An 18110-nucleotide genomic window follows, 5' to 3' on the forward strand; every position below is an offset into this window, starting at 1 on the left:
GTTGGTGGATCATCCGGTGAAGTACCTCCTGCACAGCGACGACGCGGCCTGCTACGGCCTGGACCCCGCCGGCTCCCCGACCAGGGTCCTCGTCTGCTCGACCGCGGCCTCGCGCACCCTCCTCACCGACCCGGCCGTCTCGGGCCACCGGTACCGTTCGCTGCTCGGCACCGCGGTGTCGACCGCGCTCGACCTGGTGGCGGAGGCCGACCCGGCGGTGGCCGAAGCCCTGGCGACCGAGGCGACGACGGTCGTCACCATCCTGCGCGGGGGCCTCAGTTTCGGCGTCGACAGCGCGCTGTCGCACCGCTTCGGCTCCCCCGAGGCGGTGAGCTTCGTCGGCACCGACCGGGGAGCCGCCCACCCGCTCGACATCTCGTACGAGCGCTGGGAGTTCGCCGGGCGGCAGCTGCTGGTGCTCGGGGACATCATCGGCACCGGGGCGACGGTGGAGAAGGTGCTCCGGGCCGCCCGGCAGGCGGCGCACGGCCGCGGCGCGGAGATCGCCGGCTACCTGGTGCTGACCGTCGGATCCCGGCAGGGCGTGCGGCGCCTGCGGGACTACTTCGCCGAACTGGCCCACCGGGGCGAGCGGTTCAGCGCCGTCATCGTGGCCCTGGAGGCACTGTTCGAGCTGCCCGACCGCACCCGGCTCGGGCAGGCCTTCCCCCAACTGCCCTTCGACTTCCTGCGATCCCCCCGCTGGTCGACCCCGGACTTCGAACTGCACCGGCTGGGCCGCCGGGACAGCCTCTTCGAGAAGTGCGCCGTCTACGACGGCGGCGTGCGCGCCTTCACGCCCGGCGAGCACCGGCGGTTCCGGGCGGACTGGTGGACGGAGGTGCGACGGCGGGGGAGCGCCGCCGGGCTCTCGCTGGCCGACCTGGGCCGGAGCACCGCCGGACTCGACCGGTACGCCCGGCCCCTGGACGACTGGCTGGAGGGGATCGGCTGGGCGGCGCCGGAGACCGTCCGGCACCTCGGCGTCGACCACGCCGAACTCCACGCGCTGGGACGCCGGGCCCACGAGTACGCGGCGACGGCCTCCCTCGACGCCTACGCCGACGCCCGCCTGGCACCCGGGGAGCCGCCGCGCTGAGCACCGCCGACGGTCTTCAACCTCCCACCCCACCAGAAGACTTCGCCGGAGCCCCGGCGAGGCCGGCGGCGGAGTCCGCCGGACGGACCGAGAACGGAGACCACATGACGATCGCCGAGTGGCTACGGGACAACGTCACCACGGACAAGCGGGCCCTGGACTGGTACACCGAGCCCGAGTGCGAGCCCCGCATCGTCCGCGCGTACCGGGAGCTGCTGAGCGGCTACGAGACCGACACCTCCAAGATCCTCAAGACGACCGTCCTGGTCGAGGGCGACCACCAGGGCGTCGTCCGGGTGCACGACATCAACTACTACTCGATCTGCGCCCACCACTTCCTGCCCTTCTACGGCAAGGTCGACATCACCTACGTCCCCGGCAACCGGATCCTGGGGCTCGGCAAGTTCCCGCGCCTGGTCCAGGCCTTCAGCAAGCGGTTCCAGATCCAGGAGCACCTGGTGAAGGACATCGCCGAGGAGATCATGGCCTCCGGCGGGGCCCGCGCCGTCCGCGTGGAGTCCAGCGGCCGGCACATGTGCATGTGCAGCCGCGGCCCGTCCGACCAGACCGTCATCACCGACACGACGTACGTGACCGGTGACGTCGAGCTGCTGACGGCCTACGGCCCGCAGCACTGACGCGTCGTGTGATGGGAGGGTGCCGACTCCTCCTCCCCTCTCATCACACGACCGGCCGGTGCCGGCCCGCCCGTCAGCCCGTCCACTTCCCTGGAGAGCGAACCATGCGCAAGAACGGTGTCGCGCGCCGCGAGAGCACCGGGTCACCGTGGCCGGCCATCGTGACCACCTGGCTCTCCGGGGTCTTCGCCGCCTTCGGGCTGGGCGCGCTCTCCCCGCTCGGGTCCGAGATCCGAGGGGACCTGCACCTCTCCCTCGGCCAGTTCGCCTGGGCGACCTCCAGCATCACCGCGGTGAGCGCCGTCCTCGGCGTCCCCGCCGGGTGGTGGATCAGCCGGCTCGACGCCCGGAAGGCGCTGGCCGGCGGGCTCGTCCTCACCACCCTGTCCGTGGCGGCGACGGCCTTCGCGGGCAGCTGGTCGCCGCTGCTGGCGGCGCGCACCGCGCAGGGCTTCGGCTACCTCCTGGTCTTCGTGGGCGGGCCGATCATGCTGACCCGGCTGGCCGAGGGGCGGGCGCAGGCCACGGCGCTGGCGCTGTGGGGCACCTGCGTCCCCACCGGGCTCGCCCTGGCCACCGCCCTGGGGGGAGCGGTCAGCGGCGCGATCGGCTGGCGCGGCTGGATGGGCGCGACCGCGCTCCTCCCGCTCGTGCTGGCGGTCGCGGTCGGCGCCACCCGCCCCGCCGCCGCCCGCGCGCCGACGGCGGACCCGGCCGCCGAGGGCACCGGAGCGCCACCCCCGCGGACCGGCTGGATCCCCCCGGTGCTCTTCGCGCTGAGCTTCGCCTGCGTCTGCCTGGCCGGGGTCGCGATCGTCGTGCTGCTGCCCACGTTCCTGACGGAGGAACGCGGCGCGTCCACGGCCACCGCCGGCGTCGTCGCCGCAGTGGTCTCCCTCGGCAGCGTGCTCGGCAGCGCGCTCAGCGGGCTGCTGCTGCGCCGGGGCGTCGGGCTGCTCGCGATGACTCCGGTGCTGGCCCTGCTGCCCGTCTCGGCGCTCCTGGTCTTCGCGCTGAGCCTCCCCGTGGTGGCCGTGATGGTCCTGGCCTGCGTCGGCCTGGTGGTCGACGGGGTGATGATCTCCGCGATGTTCGCGGCGGTGCCGCGGATCGCCGGCAGCCCCCGGCGCGCCGACGTCACCAACGGGCTGGTCGCCCAGCTCGGCAGCCTCGGCACGCTGGTCGGGCCGCCGGCCTTCAGCCTGGCCGTGGACGGCGCCGGATGGGCCGGTGCCGGGCTGGCCGCGCTGGCCTTCACGGTGGTCGGCGTCGCGCTGCTCCTGGCGGTCTCCCTGCCCGCGCCGCGCGGTCCCGCCCGACCCCGGTCACGCGGCGGGCAGGCGGAGGCGGAGGCGGCGGGGGACCGGGCGGCGGTACCGTACGGAGGACCCGGCGGAAGGGATCTCACGTCATGACGTCCGGAACGCGTGCGGGCCGCGGGCCCCGCGTCGTCCTCTTCGACCTGGACGACACCCTGGTGGTGACCGCGGAGGTCAAGTGGGCCCACCACAAGGCGGTCGCCCGGCGGTTCTACGGGATCGACCTGACGGACGCCGAGCTGGCGCTGCACTGGGGCAAGCCCTTCGACGCGATGATCCGCGCCCTCTACCGCGACAGCGACACCCTGGAGCGGATGCGCGAGGCGAACCTCTCGCTGGAGGAGGAGTTCCTCAAACGGCCCCTCCCCGGCGCCGTCGAGGTCGTCCACGAGCTCTGGCGCCGGAGCGTCGGCGTCGGCGTCGTCACGTCCACCAACCGCCTCTCGGCCCTCCGGGACGTCGAACGGATCGGGCTGCGGACGGACCGGCTGGTCCTGCTCCAGGGAGCGGACGACAGCCCCCACCACAAACCGGACCCCCGGGTGTTCGACGCCGCGCTGGCGACGCTGAGCGGAAGGGGGGTCGGGGTGGACGACGTCTGGTACGTGGGCGACGCCCTCATCGACCTCGCGGCGGCCACCGGGGCCGGGCTGCGCTTCGTCGGCGTCGCCACCGGCTTCCACACGCGCGAGGACTTCGAACGGGCCGGTGCCGAGCACGTCCTCGACGACGTACGGCAGCTGCCCGACCTGCTGCCCTGACCGGGGCGGCGCACCCCGCCCACCGGCGTCCACCGGCGTCCGTGGGCGTCTACCAGCGCGGAAGGCCAGGATGAACATCGAGACGCTACACCCGGCCCCGGACACCTACGCGGAGTACTGCGTGCTCTGCCGGGGCGGCCCCGTCACCTGGACCACGGCCGGGGGCAGGCGGGAGGTCCGCTGCGGCAACTGCGGTGGGCGCAGCGCCCGGGCCATCGTCATCGACCCCGGCCTCTCCTGGTGGTCCGCCGAGGACGGCGAGTACTGGCACGAGACCGCGGCGGTCTTCGTCCGCGATCCGGCGGACAGGTTCCTGCTCTTCCAACGCGTCGCGTTCCCCTACGCGTTGACGGTCCCGGCCGGCCATGTGGACCGGGACGAGGACCCGGCCGACGCCGCGGCCCGCGAACTGCGCGAGGAGGTCGGCCTGACCGCCGGCGACCGGCTCCGGTTCGTCGCCACGTTCCCGATCCCGGGAGACTCCTGCCGACGCGGATCCGACGCCCACGTCTGGCACGTGTACCTGCTGACGGTGCCGGACGGGGGCCGCGTCACCGTCAACGAGGAGGGCGAGGCGCCCCGTTGGCTCACGCTGGACGAAGCGCTGGCGGCCGACCTGACCCACGCCGTGCGGCAGGTCGTCACCACCTGTACGGAGCAACTGCTGGACGGCTGAGGGCCGGTGGGGGCGGTATCCTCGGGGACCGGCCGGAGCAACCGGTCGGAGCAACAGGAGGACTGGTCCATGGCGGCGCTCATCGACAAGGTGGCGTGGATCCACCTGGAGAACGGCCTGGTGCTGAGCACGCGTTCCCACGGCAAGGACGCCTACTACCTGCCCGGGGGGAAGCGCGAGCCGGGGGAGAGCGACCTCGACACGCTGTGCCGGGAGATCGAGGAGGAGCTGTCCGTCGCCGTCGTACGGGACTCGGCCGCCCTGCTGGGCGTCTTCGAGGCCCAGGCCCACGGGCACGGCCAGGGCGTGGTCGTCCGCATGACCTGCTACACCGCCGCGTACGAGGGGGTGCTCGCGCCGGCCAGTGAGATCGCCGAGCTGGTGTGGCTCACCTACGCCGACCGGCACCGGACGTCCCCCGTGGACCGGATCATCTTCGACCGGCTGCGGGCCGACGGGCTGCTGCGCTGACCTACGTTCTTTCCAACGCGTCCTCCAGGAGGCCGAGTTGGTCGCCCAGCGCGTCCCCCAGCCCGTCCAGCGGGGCGAGCAGGGAACGGTCCCCCACCAGGCCCAGGTTCAACCGGCCGCCCGCCGAGCGGGCCGCGATGAACAGGCCGACCCCGTGGCAGACGCTGCCCAGCGGGTGGATCGTCTCCAACGGGCAGCCGGCGAAGTACATCCGCTGCGCGGAGCCGGGGATGTTCGACACCACGACGTTGTACGGGGGGCGGGTCGCGCCACCCAGGCCCAGCACGTTCTGCGCGACGAACGGCCAGGTGAACAGGGCCCCGTAGAGCCCGGTGGAGCCCTTCGGCAGCTCGCCCAGCTCCCGTTTGGCCAGCGCGCTGGACCGGGCCACGGCGCGCAGCCGCTCCAGCGGGTCGGCCACGTCGGTGCCGAGGCTCATGACCGTCATGGCGAAGGAGTTGGCGGTGGACGCGTCGCCCGCCTCCCTCGTCGAGACGGGGGTGCCAGCGGTCAGGGACCGCGCCGGAAGCGCCCCGGCCGCGGCCAGGCACTGCCGGAGGGCGCCCCCGCACACCGCCAGCAGGACGTCGTTGACGGTCGTTCCGGCGTCCTTCGCCACCGCCCGGAACCGGTCGAACTCGTAGCTGCGGGTGATCACTTGGCGCTGCCGCCCGACGGCGGCGTTCAGCGGGGAGCGCGGGACCAGGAACGGCACCGCGCGGGTGCGGTCGGCCCTGGCCCGCACGCCCCGAGCCATGGTCCTGGCGGCCCGGCCGAGGCCCAGCGCGGTGGCCGCGAGCCCGCGGGCCGTCGGTCCGGCTGCCCCGGTGCTGTGGTCGGCGGGGGCGGCGATGCTCCACAGCGGGCGCAGCCCCTCGTCCCGCGGATCGGCGCTCAGCATGCGCCGCAGGCGCTGTTGGACGCCGAGCCCGTCCGTGAGCGCGTGGTGCACCTTGACGTACAGGGCGAACCGGCCGTCCGCCAGGCCCTCGATCAGATGGCACTCCCACAGCGGCCGCGTGGTGTCGAGCGGCCGGGCGTGCAACCGGGAGACCAGGTCGGTCAGTTCGCGCTCGCCGCCGGGCACGGGCAGCGCGGAGCGGCGCAGGTGGTACGACCGGTCGACGTCCTTCCCGGCGAGCACCTCCCAGGTGCCGTCTAAGGCCCCCCAGCGTGCGTGGCGCGGCCGGAAGGTGAAGGGGGCCGCGACGGGCGCGGCGACGAGCCGCTCGAACAGGCGCTGTACGTACGGCCCGGGCTCGGCACCGGCGGGCGGCCCGAAGGTGGCCAGGAGCGCCACGTGCTGGGGAGTGGTGGCGGACTCCAAGGCGAGAAAGACCCGGTCGGGCATCCTGATCCTGGCCACAGCACCCCTCCTGTCCGCGTCCGGTCACCAGTCTGGTGGCGGCGGCACCGCCGGACAAGAGCGCGCCGTCGGACAGGGACGCGCGGCCGGACAGGGACGCACGGCCGACGACCCGACGCTCCGGGAACGCACCAGTCTCCGCGCCCGGCCCCGCCGCTGTCAGTCCGTATGGTTCCGGATTCCGCGCCCCCCGGCGGGTGGCTACCGTCCGAACCGTCCGAACGACGGACATCCGGCGGTCGCGGACCGGCCGCCGACACGCGCCCTCAGGAGGTCACGGTGACCGCGAACCACCCCACCCGCAGGAGCATCCTCAAGTCCGCCGGCGGGCTCGGCGCCGCGCTGGCGCTCGGCGGCGCGAGCGTCCTCGCGACGGCCTCGACCGCCCACGCCGCCGACGACGGCTTCGGCCTGCACATCACCGACCGCGGCGAGGCCGACGCCCGGATGTGGTACTACCGCTTCCACACCGCCGAGATCGGCTGGGACCCGGCCGTCAACGTGCTGCTCCCCGACGACTACCACACCAGCGGGCGCACCTACCCCGTCCTCTACCTCCTGCACGGCGGCCTCCAGGACTTCATCGAGTTCGACCGCCAGGGCGTCCGCGACTGGACCATCGGCAAGCCCCTGATCGTGGTGATGCCCGACGGCGGGCAGGCCGGCTGGTACTCCAACCCGGTCAGCACCAACGTCGGCCCCCGCAACTGGGAGTCCTTCCACATCAACCAGCTGATCCCGTGGGTCGACGCCAACTTCCGCACCTTCGCCGAGCCCGAGGGCCGCGCCGTCTCCGGCTTCTCCATGGGCGGCTTCGGCGCCCTGAAGTACGCGGCCAAGTACTGGGGCCACTTCGCCTCGGTCAGCGCCCACTCCGGCCCGGCCAGCCTGCGCCGCGACAACGGCGCGGTCGTCCACTGGGCCAACGTCTCCGCCGCCGTCAAGGACCTGGCCGGCGGCACCATCTACGGCGCGCCGCTGTGGGACCAGGCCAGGGTGACCGCCGACAACCCGGTCGAGCGCCTGGAGAGCTACCGCAACAAGCGGATCTTCCTGGTCGCCGGCACCAGCCCCGACCCGACCAACCCCTTCGACACCTTCAACGAGACCGCGGTGCTGGCCGGGCAGCGGGAGTTCCGCGCCCTGCTCGACGGCGCCGGCATCCCGTACGAGGCCCACGAGGAGTCGGGCGGGCACTTCATCCGGCCCGACATGATGCGGCGCGACATCGACGGCATCATCGGCCGCCTCCGCAAGGCGTGAGGGGGCCGCACCGATGATCTCCCGCACCTCGCGGCGGGCCCTGGCCGTGGTGGCCCTGCTGCTGCCGGTCGCCGTCCCGGCCGCTCCCGCTGTCGCCGTTCCCGCTGTTCCCGTCGCTGCCGCCGTTGCCGCCGGGTTCGCGGCGGCCTGCCCGACCGACGGCGCCATCACCCAGCACTACACCGCGGAGCACAACGGCATCGACATCGCCAACAACCGCGGCACCCCGATCTACGCGGTCGGCGACGGCAAGGTTGTCATCTCCGGCCCGGTGTCCGACTACGGCCAGTGGATCCGCATCCTGCACCCGGACGGGACCATCACCGAGTACGGGCACATGCAGCGGCGGGACGTGTTCGAGGGCGACGACGTGCGGGCCGGCCAGCAGATCGCGCTGATGGGCAGCGAGGGCAACTCCACGGGCCCGCACCTGCACCTGCGGGTCTGGGCCGACCCGAACGCGTCCCAGCGCACCGACCCGGAGCCGTACCTCGCGGAGCGCGGCGTCACCGTGCCCTGCGTCCCCGGGAGCGGTCCCCGGCCCGCGCCGCTGGTGTATCCGGCGGAGTCCGGCCGGGTGGTCTCGGCCCGGTCCGCGGACGGGCGCCTGGAAGTCTTCGCCGCCGGGGCGAGCGGTGTCTCGCACGCCTGGCAGGCCGTGGTCAACGGCGGCTGGTCGGAGTGGGAGGACCTCGGTGGTCCGGGCGGTGCCGAACTCGCGATCGGCCTGAACGCGGACGGTCGGCTGGAGGTTTTCGCCCTCAACGGCACCACGCTCCAGCACCGTTACCAGCTTCAGCCGTCGGGTGCCTGGTCCGGTTGGGAGGACTTCGGCACCGGCGGCCATGACCTCGCCGTCGGCGCCAACCAGGACGGGCGGCTCGAAGTCTTCGCCTCGGGGCCCGCCGCCGTGTTCCACCGGTACCAGACGGCGCCCAACGGCGGCTGGTCCGGCTGGGAGGGCACCGGCGGCGGCCCGGCCGACAGTGAGATCGAGCTCGGCAAGGCCCCCGACGGGCGGCTGGAGGTCTTCGCCCTCAACGGCGACACCTTCCAGCACCAGTGGCAGACCGCCGTCAACGGCGGCTGGTCCGCCTGGGACTCCACCTTCGGCACCGGCGGCCACGACCTCACCGTCAGCCACAACCGGGACGGCCGCCTGGAGGTCTTCGCCTCCGGCCCGGTCGGCGTCTACCACAAGTACCAGACGGACCCCACCAGTTGGTCCGGATGGGAGTCCACCGGCGGCCCCGCCGACTCCCGGCTCACCAGCCAGCTGACCGCGGACGGCCGGGTCGAGGTGTTCGCCATCAACGGCAGTACGGCGCAGCACATCTGGCAGACCGGCCTCAACGCCCCGTACGGCCAGTGGGAGACCTTCGGCACCGGCGGCACCGAGATCGGCGCCGCCGCCAACGCCGACGGCCGGATCGAGGTGTTCGGTTCCAACACCGACGGCGTGCACCACCGTTGGCAGACCGGCTTCTCCACCTGGTCCGAGTGGGCCTGGCTGAACACCACCCCCGGACCCGCCGTCAGTCTGAACACCACCCCCGGACCCGCCGTCAGTCGAGGAGCCACCCCGTGACCGGCCAGCAGTGCGCCCGCCGGGCGCCCCACCGTGCCCTGCTGTCCGCGATCGCCGCCCTGGGAGTCACGGCGGGCCTGACGGTCGCCGCCCCCTCCGCTCCGGCCGCCACCGGCAGCGACCTGTGTGCCGAGGTCGCCTACCAGGCGGGCTTCCGGGGCGAGGCCCTGGTGACCGCGATCGCCGTCGGCCTCGCCGAGTCCAGCTGCAACCCGCTGGCCTCCAACCGCGAGGGCAACACCCCGGACTACTCCGTCGACCGTGGCCTGTGGGAGATCAACGACCACTTTCACGGTGAGGTCTCCGACGCGTGCGCCTACGACGCCCAGTGCAACGCCGACCAGACCTACCGGATCTCCAACGGCGGCCTCGACTGGCACCAGTGGTCGACCTACAGCGCGCGCGCCCACGTGCGGCACCTGGAGGAGGCCCAGGCCGCCGTCGACCGGCTCGGCCACCACGAGCCCGGCCCCGCACCGCTGGAGTACCCGGCGGAGTCCGGCCGGGTGGTCTCGGCCCGGTCCGCCGACGGACGCCTCGAAGTCTTCGCGGCCGGGAAGAACGGCGTCTCGCACGCCTGGCAGACCGCGATCAACGGCGGCTGGTCGGAGTGGGAGGACCTCGGCGGCCCGGCCGGCGCCGAACTCGCCATCGGTCTGAACGTGGACGGCCGACTGGAGGTCTTCGCCCTCAACGGCAGTACCCTCCAGCACCGTTACCAGCTCCAGCCGTCGGGCGCCTGGTCCGGCTGGGAGGACTTCGGCACCGGTGGCCACGACCTCGCCGTCGGCGCCAACCAGGACGGGCGGCTCGAAGTCTTCGCCTCGGGACCGGTCGGCGTCTTCCACCGGTACCAGACGGCGCCCAACAGCGGCTGGTCCGGCTGGGAGGGCACCGGCGGCGGCCCCGCCGACAGCGAGATCGAACTCGGCAAGGCCCCCGACGGGCGGCTGGAGGTCTTCGCCCTCAACGGCAGCGTCTTCCAGCACCAGTGGCAGACCGCCGTCAACGGCGGCTGGTCCGCCTGGGACTCCACCTTCGGCACCGGCGGCCACGACCTCACCGTCAGCCACAACCAGGACGGCCGGCTCGAGGTCTTCGCCTCCGGCCCGGCCGGCGTCTACCACAAGTACCAGACGGATCCGACCAGTTGGTCCGGCTGGGAGGCCACCGGCGGCCCCGCCGACGCGCAGCTGACCAGCGGGCGTTCGCCGGACGGCCGGGTGGAGGTGTTCGCCATCAACGGCAGTACGGCGCAGCACATCTGGCAGACCGGCCTGAACGCCCCGTACGGCCAGTGGGACACCTTCGGCACCGGCGGCACCGAGATCGGCTCGGCGAACAACGCCGACGGCCGGATCGAGGTCTTCGGCGCCAACACCGACGGCGTCCACCACAAGTGGCAGACCGGCTTCTCCACCTGGTCCGAGTGGGCCTGGCTGAACACCACCCACGGACCCGCCGCCGGCTGACCACACCCGGACCCGCCGCCGGCTGACCACACCCGGACCCCCGCCGACTGGCCACACCCGGACCCCCCGCCGGCTGACGACGCCGGAAGCCCCGCCGGAAACCCTCTGGAGCGCAGCGATGCACCCGATCAGCAGGCGCGGCCTGCTGCGGGCGGCCGGAGCGGGAGCCCTCGTGCTCCCGCTCGCGGGCCGTACCGCCCCGGCGGCCTCCGCCGTCCCCGCCGTCCCCGCCGTCCCCGCCGGCGCCGTCTGGGTCGGCGCCGGCCCGTTCGACCACGTCTACGACCCGTCCACCGCGCGCCGCCGCTACCTCAACGACCACACCCTGGTCCAGGCCGGCGGGCGCTGGCACCTGTTCAGCATCGTCGGCGACAGCGCGCCGCCCGGGCAGGCGCCCGACAGCGCGGCCGAGGTCTCGCTCGCGCACGCCTCGGCGCCCTCCCCGTCCGGGCCGTGGCGGAGCCACCCGGACGCGCTGACCGTCGACGCCTCGTACTTCGGCGAGGAGCACCTGTGGGCCCCGCACGTCGTCGAGTCGGGCGGCGTGCACTGGATGTTCTACGCGGCGGGCGGACGCGCCGGGGCGGCGGTCAACGCCGCCACCTCCACCGACCTGTCCACCTGGACGAGGCTGCCGTCCGGTCCGCTGTTCCGCGGGACCGCCGCCCGCGACCCGATGGTGCTGCGGATCGGCGCCGAGTGGGTGATGTACTACACCGAGCTGTCCGCCCCCGGCGGCCGCCACCAGGTCTGCTACCGGCGCTCCGCCGACCTGCTGACCTGGGGCGAGCCCGGCGTGGCCTTCGCCGACGCGGCCACCGCCGCGGACGGCGTCTCGGTCACCGAGTCGCCCTTCGTGGTGGCCCGGGACGGCTGGTGCCACCTGTTCATCGGACCGCGCAACGGGTACGAGGGCACCGACGTCCTCGCCTCCCAGGACCCGTTCCGCTTCTCCCTCGACGGCTACGCCGGCCATGTGCCCGGCCACGCGGTGGAGGTGGTCACCGACGGCCGGCAGTGGTGGGCCAGCGCCGCCGGCTGGTTCCGGCGCGGCCTCTACCTGGCCCCGCTGGACTGGCGGTCCACCCCGCCGCCCTGGCAGAGCCCGGACAACCCCGTCGCCGCCCAGGACGTCCACGGCCGGCTGACCGTGTTCGCCCTCGACGCCGCCGACCGGTCGGTGCTGCGCCGGGTCCAGACCGGCCCGGACACCGACAGCTGGTCGGACTGGGAGGTGTTCGGGACACCCGCCGGCGCGGTGCCCGTCCTGGGCCGCAACGCCGACGGCCGGCTGGAGGTGTTCTCCCTCGCCCCCGACGGCGCCGCCCTGCACCACCGCGTCCAGCGGAGCGACGGCGACTGGTCGGACTGGGAGGTCTTCGGCGGCCCGGCCGGCGCCGCCCCCGCCGTCGCCCGGAACGCCGACGACCGGCTGGAGGTGTTCGCGCTCGCCCCCGGCGGCGCCCTGATCGCCCGCCGCCGCCAGTCCTCGCCCGGCTCGACCGGCTGGGACGACTGGGACCCGGGCTTCGGCGGCCCGGCGGGCGCGCCGCCGGCCGTCGCCGCCAACGCCGACGGCCGGCTGGAGGTGTTCGCGCTCGCGCCCGGCGGCGCCGCGCTGCTGCACCGCTGGCAGACCTCGCCCGGCGGCGCCTGGTCCGCCTGGGAGCGCTTCGGGACGCCCGCCGGGGCCGCGCCGCGGGTGGCCCGCGACGGCACCGGGCGGCTGAACGTCACCGCGATCGCCCCGTCCGGCACGGCCGCCTTCCACCGCCGCCAGTCGGTGCCCAGCGGGGGCTGGGACGCCTGGCAGCCGCTGCTCGGCTGGTCCACCGCCGCGCCGCCGGTGATCGCCGGCTCGGACGGCCGGCTGGAGGCCTTCACCCTCTCCCCGGGCGGCGAACGCCTCGCCCACCGCTGGCAGTCGGCGCCCGCCGGAGCCTGGGCGCCGACGGACGTGCTCGGCGAGGACTTCGGCGAGCCCGGCCTGGTGCTCGCGGCGCCGCCCTCGGCCGCGGCCGACTCCACCGGGCGGCTGCACGTCTTCGCGGTGGCCGAGGACGGCCGGGTCCGCACCCGCGTCCAGGACCGGCCCGGTGGCGGCTGGCGGCCGTGGGCCGCCTTCGGCGACCGGCTGGTGGCGCCGCTGCGGTCGGGGGCGCCGATGGGTGCGTTGGCACCCGTGCGTTCGGGGGCGCCGATGCGCTGACCGAACGCCTGTACCCTCCGCTCCCGCTTTGTCAAGTAGCCTGCGGCATCCGGTTTATTGTCGTACGCGAAGAGGTACCGTTCGTCCGTCCGGCAAGAGCCGGCGCGCGAAACGGGGGAGCGGTGCGCGGGACGGAGGAACGGTGAGCGGGATTGTCGTCCACCTGCCGGAGGGGAACGGCGACGACACGGTGACCTTACGGCTCGGTCCGGGAGAACGGGCCCGCTTCGGCCGGGGCTCCGCCCGCATCCCCGTGGAGCTGCGCCTCGGCGACGAGACGGTCTCCCGACTGGCCGGCGAGATCCACGCGACCGACGACCACTGGCAGTTGAGCAACCTCAGCAACACCCACGCCTACCTGGTGGAGAACCCGGAGGGCGCCGGCGAGTACCTGCGGGTGCCGCCACGGCGGATCGGCGCGCCGATCCCCTTCGAGTTCTCCCGGGTGGTGCTGCCCTCCCGGCGGGAAACCCCGCTCTCCTTCCAGGTGTTCGCGCCCGACCACGTCTACCTGGACCCGGACGCCCACGGCGGCTCCCGGGAGAGCCGCACCATGACGGCGTACTCGCTGGACGAGACCGCCACCTACTTCCTGGTCCTGGTCGCACTCTGCGAACCGTGGCTGCGCGACCGCTCCCCGGCCGCCGTCCCCACCACCCCGCAGGTGGTCGCCCGGCTGCACGGCCACCCCGCCTGCGCCCGGCTCACCGCCCGCGCCGTCAGCTCGCACCTCGACTACCTCGCCGACGAGAAGCTCCGCATCGACCTGCCCGACGGCGACCGCGCGGACCGCCGCAGCGGCAAACGCGAGGCCGTGGTGGGGCTCGCCCTGAAGTTCGGCATCGTCCGCGAGGAGCACCTCGCGCTCCTGCCGGCCCCCGAACCCGCCCGCACCGGACGGTAGGGAGGGGCGGAGATGCCGCAGGACCCGGCCCTTCCCGGGGAGGCCGTCCCGAGGGAGGGCGTCCCCAGCGAGGCCGTCCCCAGGGAGGGCGTCCCCGAGCAGGACTTCCCCGGGGACGGCGAGGAACTGCTGCCGGCCGGCCACCGGGTCGGCGAGTGGACCGTCACCGGGTTGCTCGGCGAGGGCGGCTGGGCGACGGTCTACGCCGCCCGCCGGGCCGACGGCGGGGCCGACCGCGCGGACGACACGGACGGCACGGTCGCCCTCAAGGTGCTGCCGACCGCCGGACTCGCCCCTCGCCAGGCCCGCCAGGTCGCCGAAGCCGCCCGCCGCGAAACCGAGTTGGGCCGCACCGCCCCGCACCCCCGACTGGTCCGGCTGCTCGACACCCTCGTCCTGACCGCCCCCGACCAGCCCACCCTCGACGGCGCGATCGTCCTCGTCATGGAACGCGCCCGCTGCACCCTGCGCGACCTGCTCGCCCTCGGCGTCGACGAGGCCGAGGGCGCCCGGATCGTCACCGGCATCTGCGAAGGCCTCGCCCACCTGCACCGCTCCGGCTGGGTCCACACCGACCTCAAACCGGAGAACGTCCTCATCGGCGCCGACGGTGAAGTCCGCCTCTCCGACTTCGGCCTCGCCATCGAACTCACCGGCACCCACGGCCACTGCTCCCCGATGGGCACCCCCGACTACCTCCCGCCGGAACGCTGGACGGAACCACTCGGCGAACACGGCGTCAAAGTCCGTACCACGGCGGACATCTGGGCGCTCGGCATCGTCATCCACGAGGTCTTCGCCGCCGGCGGCCGCCCCTTCCCCGGCGTCACCCCCACCGCCCGCAGCGCCGCCGCCCAACAGTACGCGGAAGGCCGCGCCGCCCTGCGACTGGCCGCCGCCGTCCCCCCGTTCTGGCGCGCCCTGGCCGCCGACTGCCTCGCCCCCACCCACGCCGCCCGCGCCCCGCACACGGCGGAGAACCTGCTCGCGCGCATCCGCGCCGACCGGGGCCCGCGCCGCCCGCGTCGTCCGAGCACCGCTTTGCTGGCCATCGCCTCCTGCGCCACGGCCGCCGTCACCGCCACCGCCCTCTGGCCACACCCGGAACCGCCGCCCGGACAGCCCGCCCACGTCCGCGTCTTCAACGCCGAACGCGGCTGCCAGGACCGCACCGACCGCGACCCCCAGTGCAGCCTCGGCCTCGCCGTCGACCCCCTGCGCCCCTACACCGCCGACAACGTCGGCCCCGTCCGGGTCTGGCACAACGACACCCTCGACGCCGACTGCCAACTCCCCACCGGCCTCCCCGTCATCAACGAGGAAGACCTCACCTCCACCCTCTGGTACCGCATCCGCCTCCCAGGCCACACCCCCGCCTGGCTCCCCGCCGTCCGCACCCGCGACCGCCCCGCCCTGCTCCGCTGCCCCTGACCGCCCTACGCGCCATCGGCCTTCCCGACCCCGGCCGCGAGCCCGCCACCGTCCTACGGCCGCACCGCCGCCGACCAGGCCCGTCGCGACCGCGCCCGTCCCGTCCGCGCAGTGGGTGTGCGGACGGAACGGGCGGGACATGCCCTGGCAGCGGGCTACCAGGTGATCAGGACGTACCCGTCACCGCCGGTGCTCACAGCGGTGTTCCCGGCGCTGCCGCCACCGGTACCCGACTGGTCGTCCGGGCCGGGCGGCGGTGCGCCGCCGTTCCCGCCCCTGCCCCGCCGCTGCTGCCGCCGGTGCCGCCGCCACCGCCCCGGCCCGCGCCGCCGCTCACGCCTCCGTCCCCGCCCCGGAGGATCCGGCGATCGCAGAGCCGTTGTGGACGCGGACGAAGGTGTCCCCGCCATTGCGGGGCCTCGCGCCGACGGACCCCGCCGTCCCCGCGCCACCGGGTTCGGCTGGGCGCAGAGTGGCGCCCGCCGCACCGCCCCCACCACCTGCACCGCCATCGCCACTCCGACCTTTGGGGACGCCGCCCCGGCCGACGATGACCACGAGGCGCATGCCCTGGGTCACCGGCACGGCGGTGCTGGCCAGGGCCGCTCCGCCGCCCCGGCGGCCGCCACCGGCCCCTCCGGCGCCGCCGCCCGTGGCGCTGCCGAGGAAGATCCAGTTACCGCCTCCGCCGCCGCCACCCCCACCGCCGCCACCGGGCGCGCCCCCGCCCCCGGGACCGAGCGCGTACAGGTTCAGCGAGGTGACGCCCTCGGTCACCTTGAAGAGGTAGATGTCGGCCTTGCCGTACGCCTGCTGGCCGTGGGGCTGGTCGGCCAGGGCCGGGGAGCCGGCCGTCCTCGGGACGGTGGGGTGGGCGGGAGCCGCCGCCGCGAGCAGACAGGACAACGCCACGGGCACCCCGAGCAGCACGCCCGGCCGCCCGAGCGGAAGCGCCCGGCCCGCACGGTGCGCACGGGAGCGCCGCACCGCAGGCACGATGGACGACGACGAAACGGAACCACGGACGGGCCCGCACGATCCACGGAGTCTCCTGGTCCCCTTGTGCCCGCGCCTCCGGGGCCGGTACCCGCCGATCACCCCTGGCGGTGCATCAGAGAAGGCAGGGTGCGGGCGTGCGAACGAAGCCGCACGCCCGGGGTTTCCCAGGGGGACGTCCAGTATGTCGCCCCGGCAGGGGAGTTGCATCCTCCGGAGCCGCCGGCGCACACTCCCGTGTGCCCCGACGGTGGGCGGGCTGGAGGCCACTACGCGCCCTGGCCGCCCGTTACGGCGTTGCAACCGGCTCTACGGAACGCCCGGCATCCAGTTCCGGGCGCACCGGCCGATCGTGCCCGCCGTCAAGAGGCGCGCCTGCCGGGTCGGCGGCGCTGCCCGGGCCGGCGCTGCCGTGCACTGTTCCGACCACCCCCCTCCGGGCGCGGCTTCGGGGCACGGTCGAACCGAGCCCTCGACCGCTTCAACTCGGCCACCCGACGCGACGATCGCCGGGTACGGCGCGGACGCCGTACGGACGGCTCCACCGCTGTGCCGGGCGGCAGATCCGCCCGCCGTCTGGCGCGGCCCTTGATGAACTGAAGGGACCACTCCAACACGATGCTCAGGACTACTCCCGCGACCTTGACCGCAGCTTCGTCCTGCCATAGCAACTCCATGAACCGCACTTCCATCCTCCAGTGAATCGACAAGCTGGAGGGGTGTAGATCACGCGGCCGGGCCGACACCCAGCCCGTGGGCGCCCACCCCGGAACGACCGGCCGCGTCGGCCCTCCCGGGAGCCCGGGGAACCAGAGGCACCCGGAGCCGGGCGACTCCACAGGCGATGGCCAGCGGCTCCGGCACACCTTCGGTCCCCGACCTCAGGACGCACGCGGCAGCTGGCGGAGGATCTGTTCGGGCTTCCAGCCGCCGCCGGCGGGCGCACAGCGGGGTGAGGGGTTGCGGTCCCTGAACGCGCCGCTCGCGATGCCAATTCGGACGCATCGCTGCGGATGGCGCTACGCGGGCAACCGCAGCGCCCGGCACGACGGCGGCCAGCAGCGCGTCGACGAGCACGAGAACGGATTCCGAGACGTTCACCTGGTCATCCCCCCACGGGACAGAGGCCTTGGCGACAAGCCGCGCGAAGTGCTGGGGTCTTCGCGCTCAAGGCAGCACCAGTATCGATTGGTTACCTATAGCCCGCTACGACGCTTGCTTGCCGCCAGAGATGGTCATCGCTTGCGACAGTTGATGAAGCTACTGGTGAGCGGCTTTCTATCGGACGATGATCTTGATGGGGGAGCGGTGCTGCCCAGAGATAGGATCACCCGATCGTGGGACGCAAGCTCGATATATATCGGCGAACCCTGCGATGCCGCTTGAGAACGCCGTAAGAACCCATAGCGCGCTTCGACGGAGCTGGCCTTCAAGCAGTTGGGGAGCGGCGGCACCCGGAGTGAACTCGAACCGCTCATGGGAAACGCCGCCGACTCCGTGCGGTGGTCGCGGAGTTCTCGGGGCCGGGTCGAATGAACAGGTCGGCCAGCGGCGGTGTCCGTCCGAGGACTTCACCGCCGCCGGCCTCTCGACCGACCCAATGGCGCGCTTGTTGAGAGCCCTCCAGGGCTGATGAGAACGAACCTGACCGGCGCCACGACGGCACCGAACTAGCGTCGGCCTGCCAAGGCTAGCGGCCTTTGTCGGATCTCACCAACGATCACCGCCCCCATCGGGAGACCCCGTGAGCCCGTTTCACCCTGTGGCGAGCCCTCCAGGGCCGGTTGCGACGGTGGGTGGCGCTCGGCACGTGGACGCCGTACACCCGTTGCGAGCCCTCCAGGGCTGATCACCACCGGGAGGAAGCGCTGGACCTGGCCCACCGGGTCGCGTTGCGAGCCCTCCAGGGCTGATCAC

General features: G+C 74.1%; 14 protein-coding genes. 12 read left to right on the forward strand and 2 right to left on the reverse strand.

From position 1 onward, the window contains the following. Positions 1–16: 16 nt before the first annotated feature. From AMK13_RS32310 to AMK13_RS32335, 6 genes are all read left to right on the forward strand, one after another. Complete coding sequence (locus AMK13_RS32310; protein WP_074005223.1) at positions 17–1099, forward strand: phosphoribosyltransferase; 1083 nt, start codon at positions 17–19, stop codon at positions 1097–1099. A 104-nt stretch (positions 1100–1203) separates the two neighbouring features. Then, a complete protein-coding gene (folE, locus tag AMK13_RS32315; RefSeq protein ID WP_049650735.1) occupies positions 1204–1737 on the forward strand; it encodes a GTP cyclohydrolase I in 534 nt (177 codons plus the stop codon). A 104-nt stretch (positions 1738–1841) separates the two neighbouring features. Next, the gene (locus tag AMK13_RS32320) at positions 1842–3152 is read left to right on the forward strand and encodes an MFS transporter (RefSeq protein ID WP_074005224.1); all 1311 of its coding nucleotides are present in this window, start codon (positions 1842–1844) and stop codon (positions 3150–3152) included. Beyond that, entirely contained in the window at positions 3149–3817 is a 669-nt protein-coding gene (locus tag AMK13_RS32325) for an HAD family hydrolase (protein WP_074005225.1), read from the forward strand. The genes AMK13_RS32320 and AMK13_RS32325 overlap by 4 nt, the downstream gene beginning before the upstream one ends. 70 nt (positions 3818–3887) lie before the next feature. Continuing rightward, positions 3888–4493, forward strand: coding sequence for an NUDIX hydrolase (locus tag AMK13_RS32330; RefSeq protein WP_074005226.1), 606 nt, complete (start codon positions 3888–3890; stop codon positions 4491–4493). A 69-nt stretch (positions 4494–4562) separates the two neighbouring features. Further along, on the forward strand, positions 4563–4964 hold the full coding sequence (locus AMK13_RS32335; protein WP_074005227.1) for an NUDIX hydrolase: 402 nt from the start codon (positions 4563–4565) through the stop codon (positions 4962–4964). Between the two features lies 1 nt (position 4965). Here AMK13_RS32335 and AMK13_RS32340 read toward each other — a convergent pair whose 3' ends face one another. Beyond that, on the reverse strand, positions 4966–6330 hold the full coding sequence (locus tag AMK13_RS32340) for a wax ester/triacylglycerol synthase family O-acyltransferase (RefSeq protein WP_143204685.1): 1365 nt from the start codon (positions 6328–6330) through the stop codon (positions 4966–4968). Positions 6331–6609: 279 nt separating this feature from the next. Here AMK13_RS32340 and AMK13_RS32345 point away from each other — a divergent pair, with 279 nt between their 5' ends. From AMK13_RS32345 to AMK13_RS32370, 6 genes are all read left to right on the forward strand, one after another. Beyond that, positions 6610–7593: an alpha/beta hydrolase gene (locus tag AMK13_RS32345; RefSeq protein ID WP_049655836.1), complete on the forward strand. Its 984-nt coding sequence runs from the start codon at positions 6610–6612 to the stop codon at positions 7591–7593. Between the two features lie 13 nt (positions 7594–7606). Beyond that, the gene (locus AMK13_RS32350; protein ID WP_074005229.1) at positions 7607–9181 is read left to right on the forward strand and encodes a peptidoglycan DD-metalloendopeptidase family protein; all 1575 of its coding nucleotides are present in this window, start codon (positions 7607–7609) and stop codon (positions 9179–9181) included. Next, entirely contained in the window at positions 9178–10653 is a 1476-nt protein-coding gene (locus AMK13_RS32355; RefSeq protein WP_241853124.1) for a hypothetical protein, read from the forward strand. Before AMK13_RS32350 ends, AMK13_RS32355 begins: the two co-directional genes overlap by 4 nt. A 118-nt stretch (positions 10654–10771) precedes the next feature. Beyond that, a complete protein-coding gene (locus AMK13_RS32360) occupies positions 10772–12862 on the forward strand; it encodes a glycosyl hydrolase family 32 (protein ID WP_074005230.1) in 2091 nt (696 codons plus the stop codon). Positions 12863–13004: 142 nt separating this feature from the next. Then, positions 13005–13766: a serine/threonine protein kinase gene (locus tag AMK13_RS32365; protein WP_181970501.1), complete on the forward strand. Its 762-nt coding sequence runs from the start codon at positions 13005–13007 to the stop codon at positions 13764–13766. A gap of 12 nt (positions 13767–13778) precedes the next feature. Then, entirely contained in the window at positions 13779–15197 is a 1419-nt protein-coding gene (locus AMK13_RS32370) for a serine/threonine-protein kinase (protein WP_079272689.1), read from the forward strand. 333 nt (positions 15198–15530) lie between these two features. Here the strand turns inward: AMK13_RS32370 and AMK13_RS46115 are convergent, their stop codons facing one another. Then, positions 15531–16184 carry a hypothetical protein gene (locus AMK13_RS46115; protein WP_143204686.1) on the reverse strand — a complete coding sequence of 218 codons (654 nt, stop codon included), beginning with the start codon at positions 16182–16184 and terminating at the stop codon, positions 15531–15533. Between the last annotated feature and the right edge of the window lie 1926 nt (positions 16185–18110).

Source organism: Streptomyces sp. CB02056 (genome assembly GCF_001905545.1).
Taxonomy (GTDB): domain Bacteria; phylum Actinomycetota; class Actinomycetes; order Streptomycetales; family Streptomycetaceae; genus Kitasatospora.

Excerpts from the sequence above, each read along its gene's own strand:
- folE (WP_049650735.1), top strand. The coding sequence starts at position 1,204 with ATGACGATCGCCGAGTGGCTACGGGACAACGTCACCACGGACAAGCGG.
- AMK13_RS32320 (WP_074005224.1), top strand. The coding sequence starts at position 1,842 with ATGCGCAAGAACGGTGTCGCGCGCCGCGAGAGCACCGGGTCACCGTGG.
- AMK13_RS32325 (WP_074005225.1), top strand. The coding sequence starts at position 3,149 with ATGACGTCCGGAACGCGTGCGGGCCGCGGGCCCCGCGTCGTCCTCTTC.
- AMK13_RS32330 (WP_074005226.1), top strand. The coding sequence starts at position 3,888 with ATGAACATCGAGACGCTACACCCGGCCCCGGACACCTACGCGGAGTAC.
- AMK13_RS32335 (WP_074005227.1), top strand. The coding sequence starts at position 4,563 with ATGGCGGCGCTCATCGACAAGGTGGCGTGGATCCACCTGGAGAACGGC.
- AMK13_RS32350 (WP_074005229.1), top strand. The coding sequence starts at position 7,607 with ATGATCTCCCGCACCTCGCGGCGGGCCCTGGCCGTGGTGGCCCTGCTG.
- AMK13_RS32360 (WP_074005230.1), top strand. The coding sequence starts at position 10,772 with ATGCACCCGATCAGCAGGCGCGGCCTGCTGCGGGCGGCCGGAGCGGGA.
- AMK13_RS32370 (WP_079272689.1), top strand. The coding sequence starts at position 13,779 with ATGCCGCAGGACCCGGCCCTTCCCGGGGAGGCCGTCCCGAGGGAGGGC.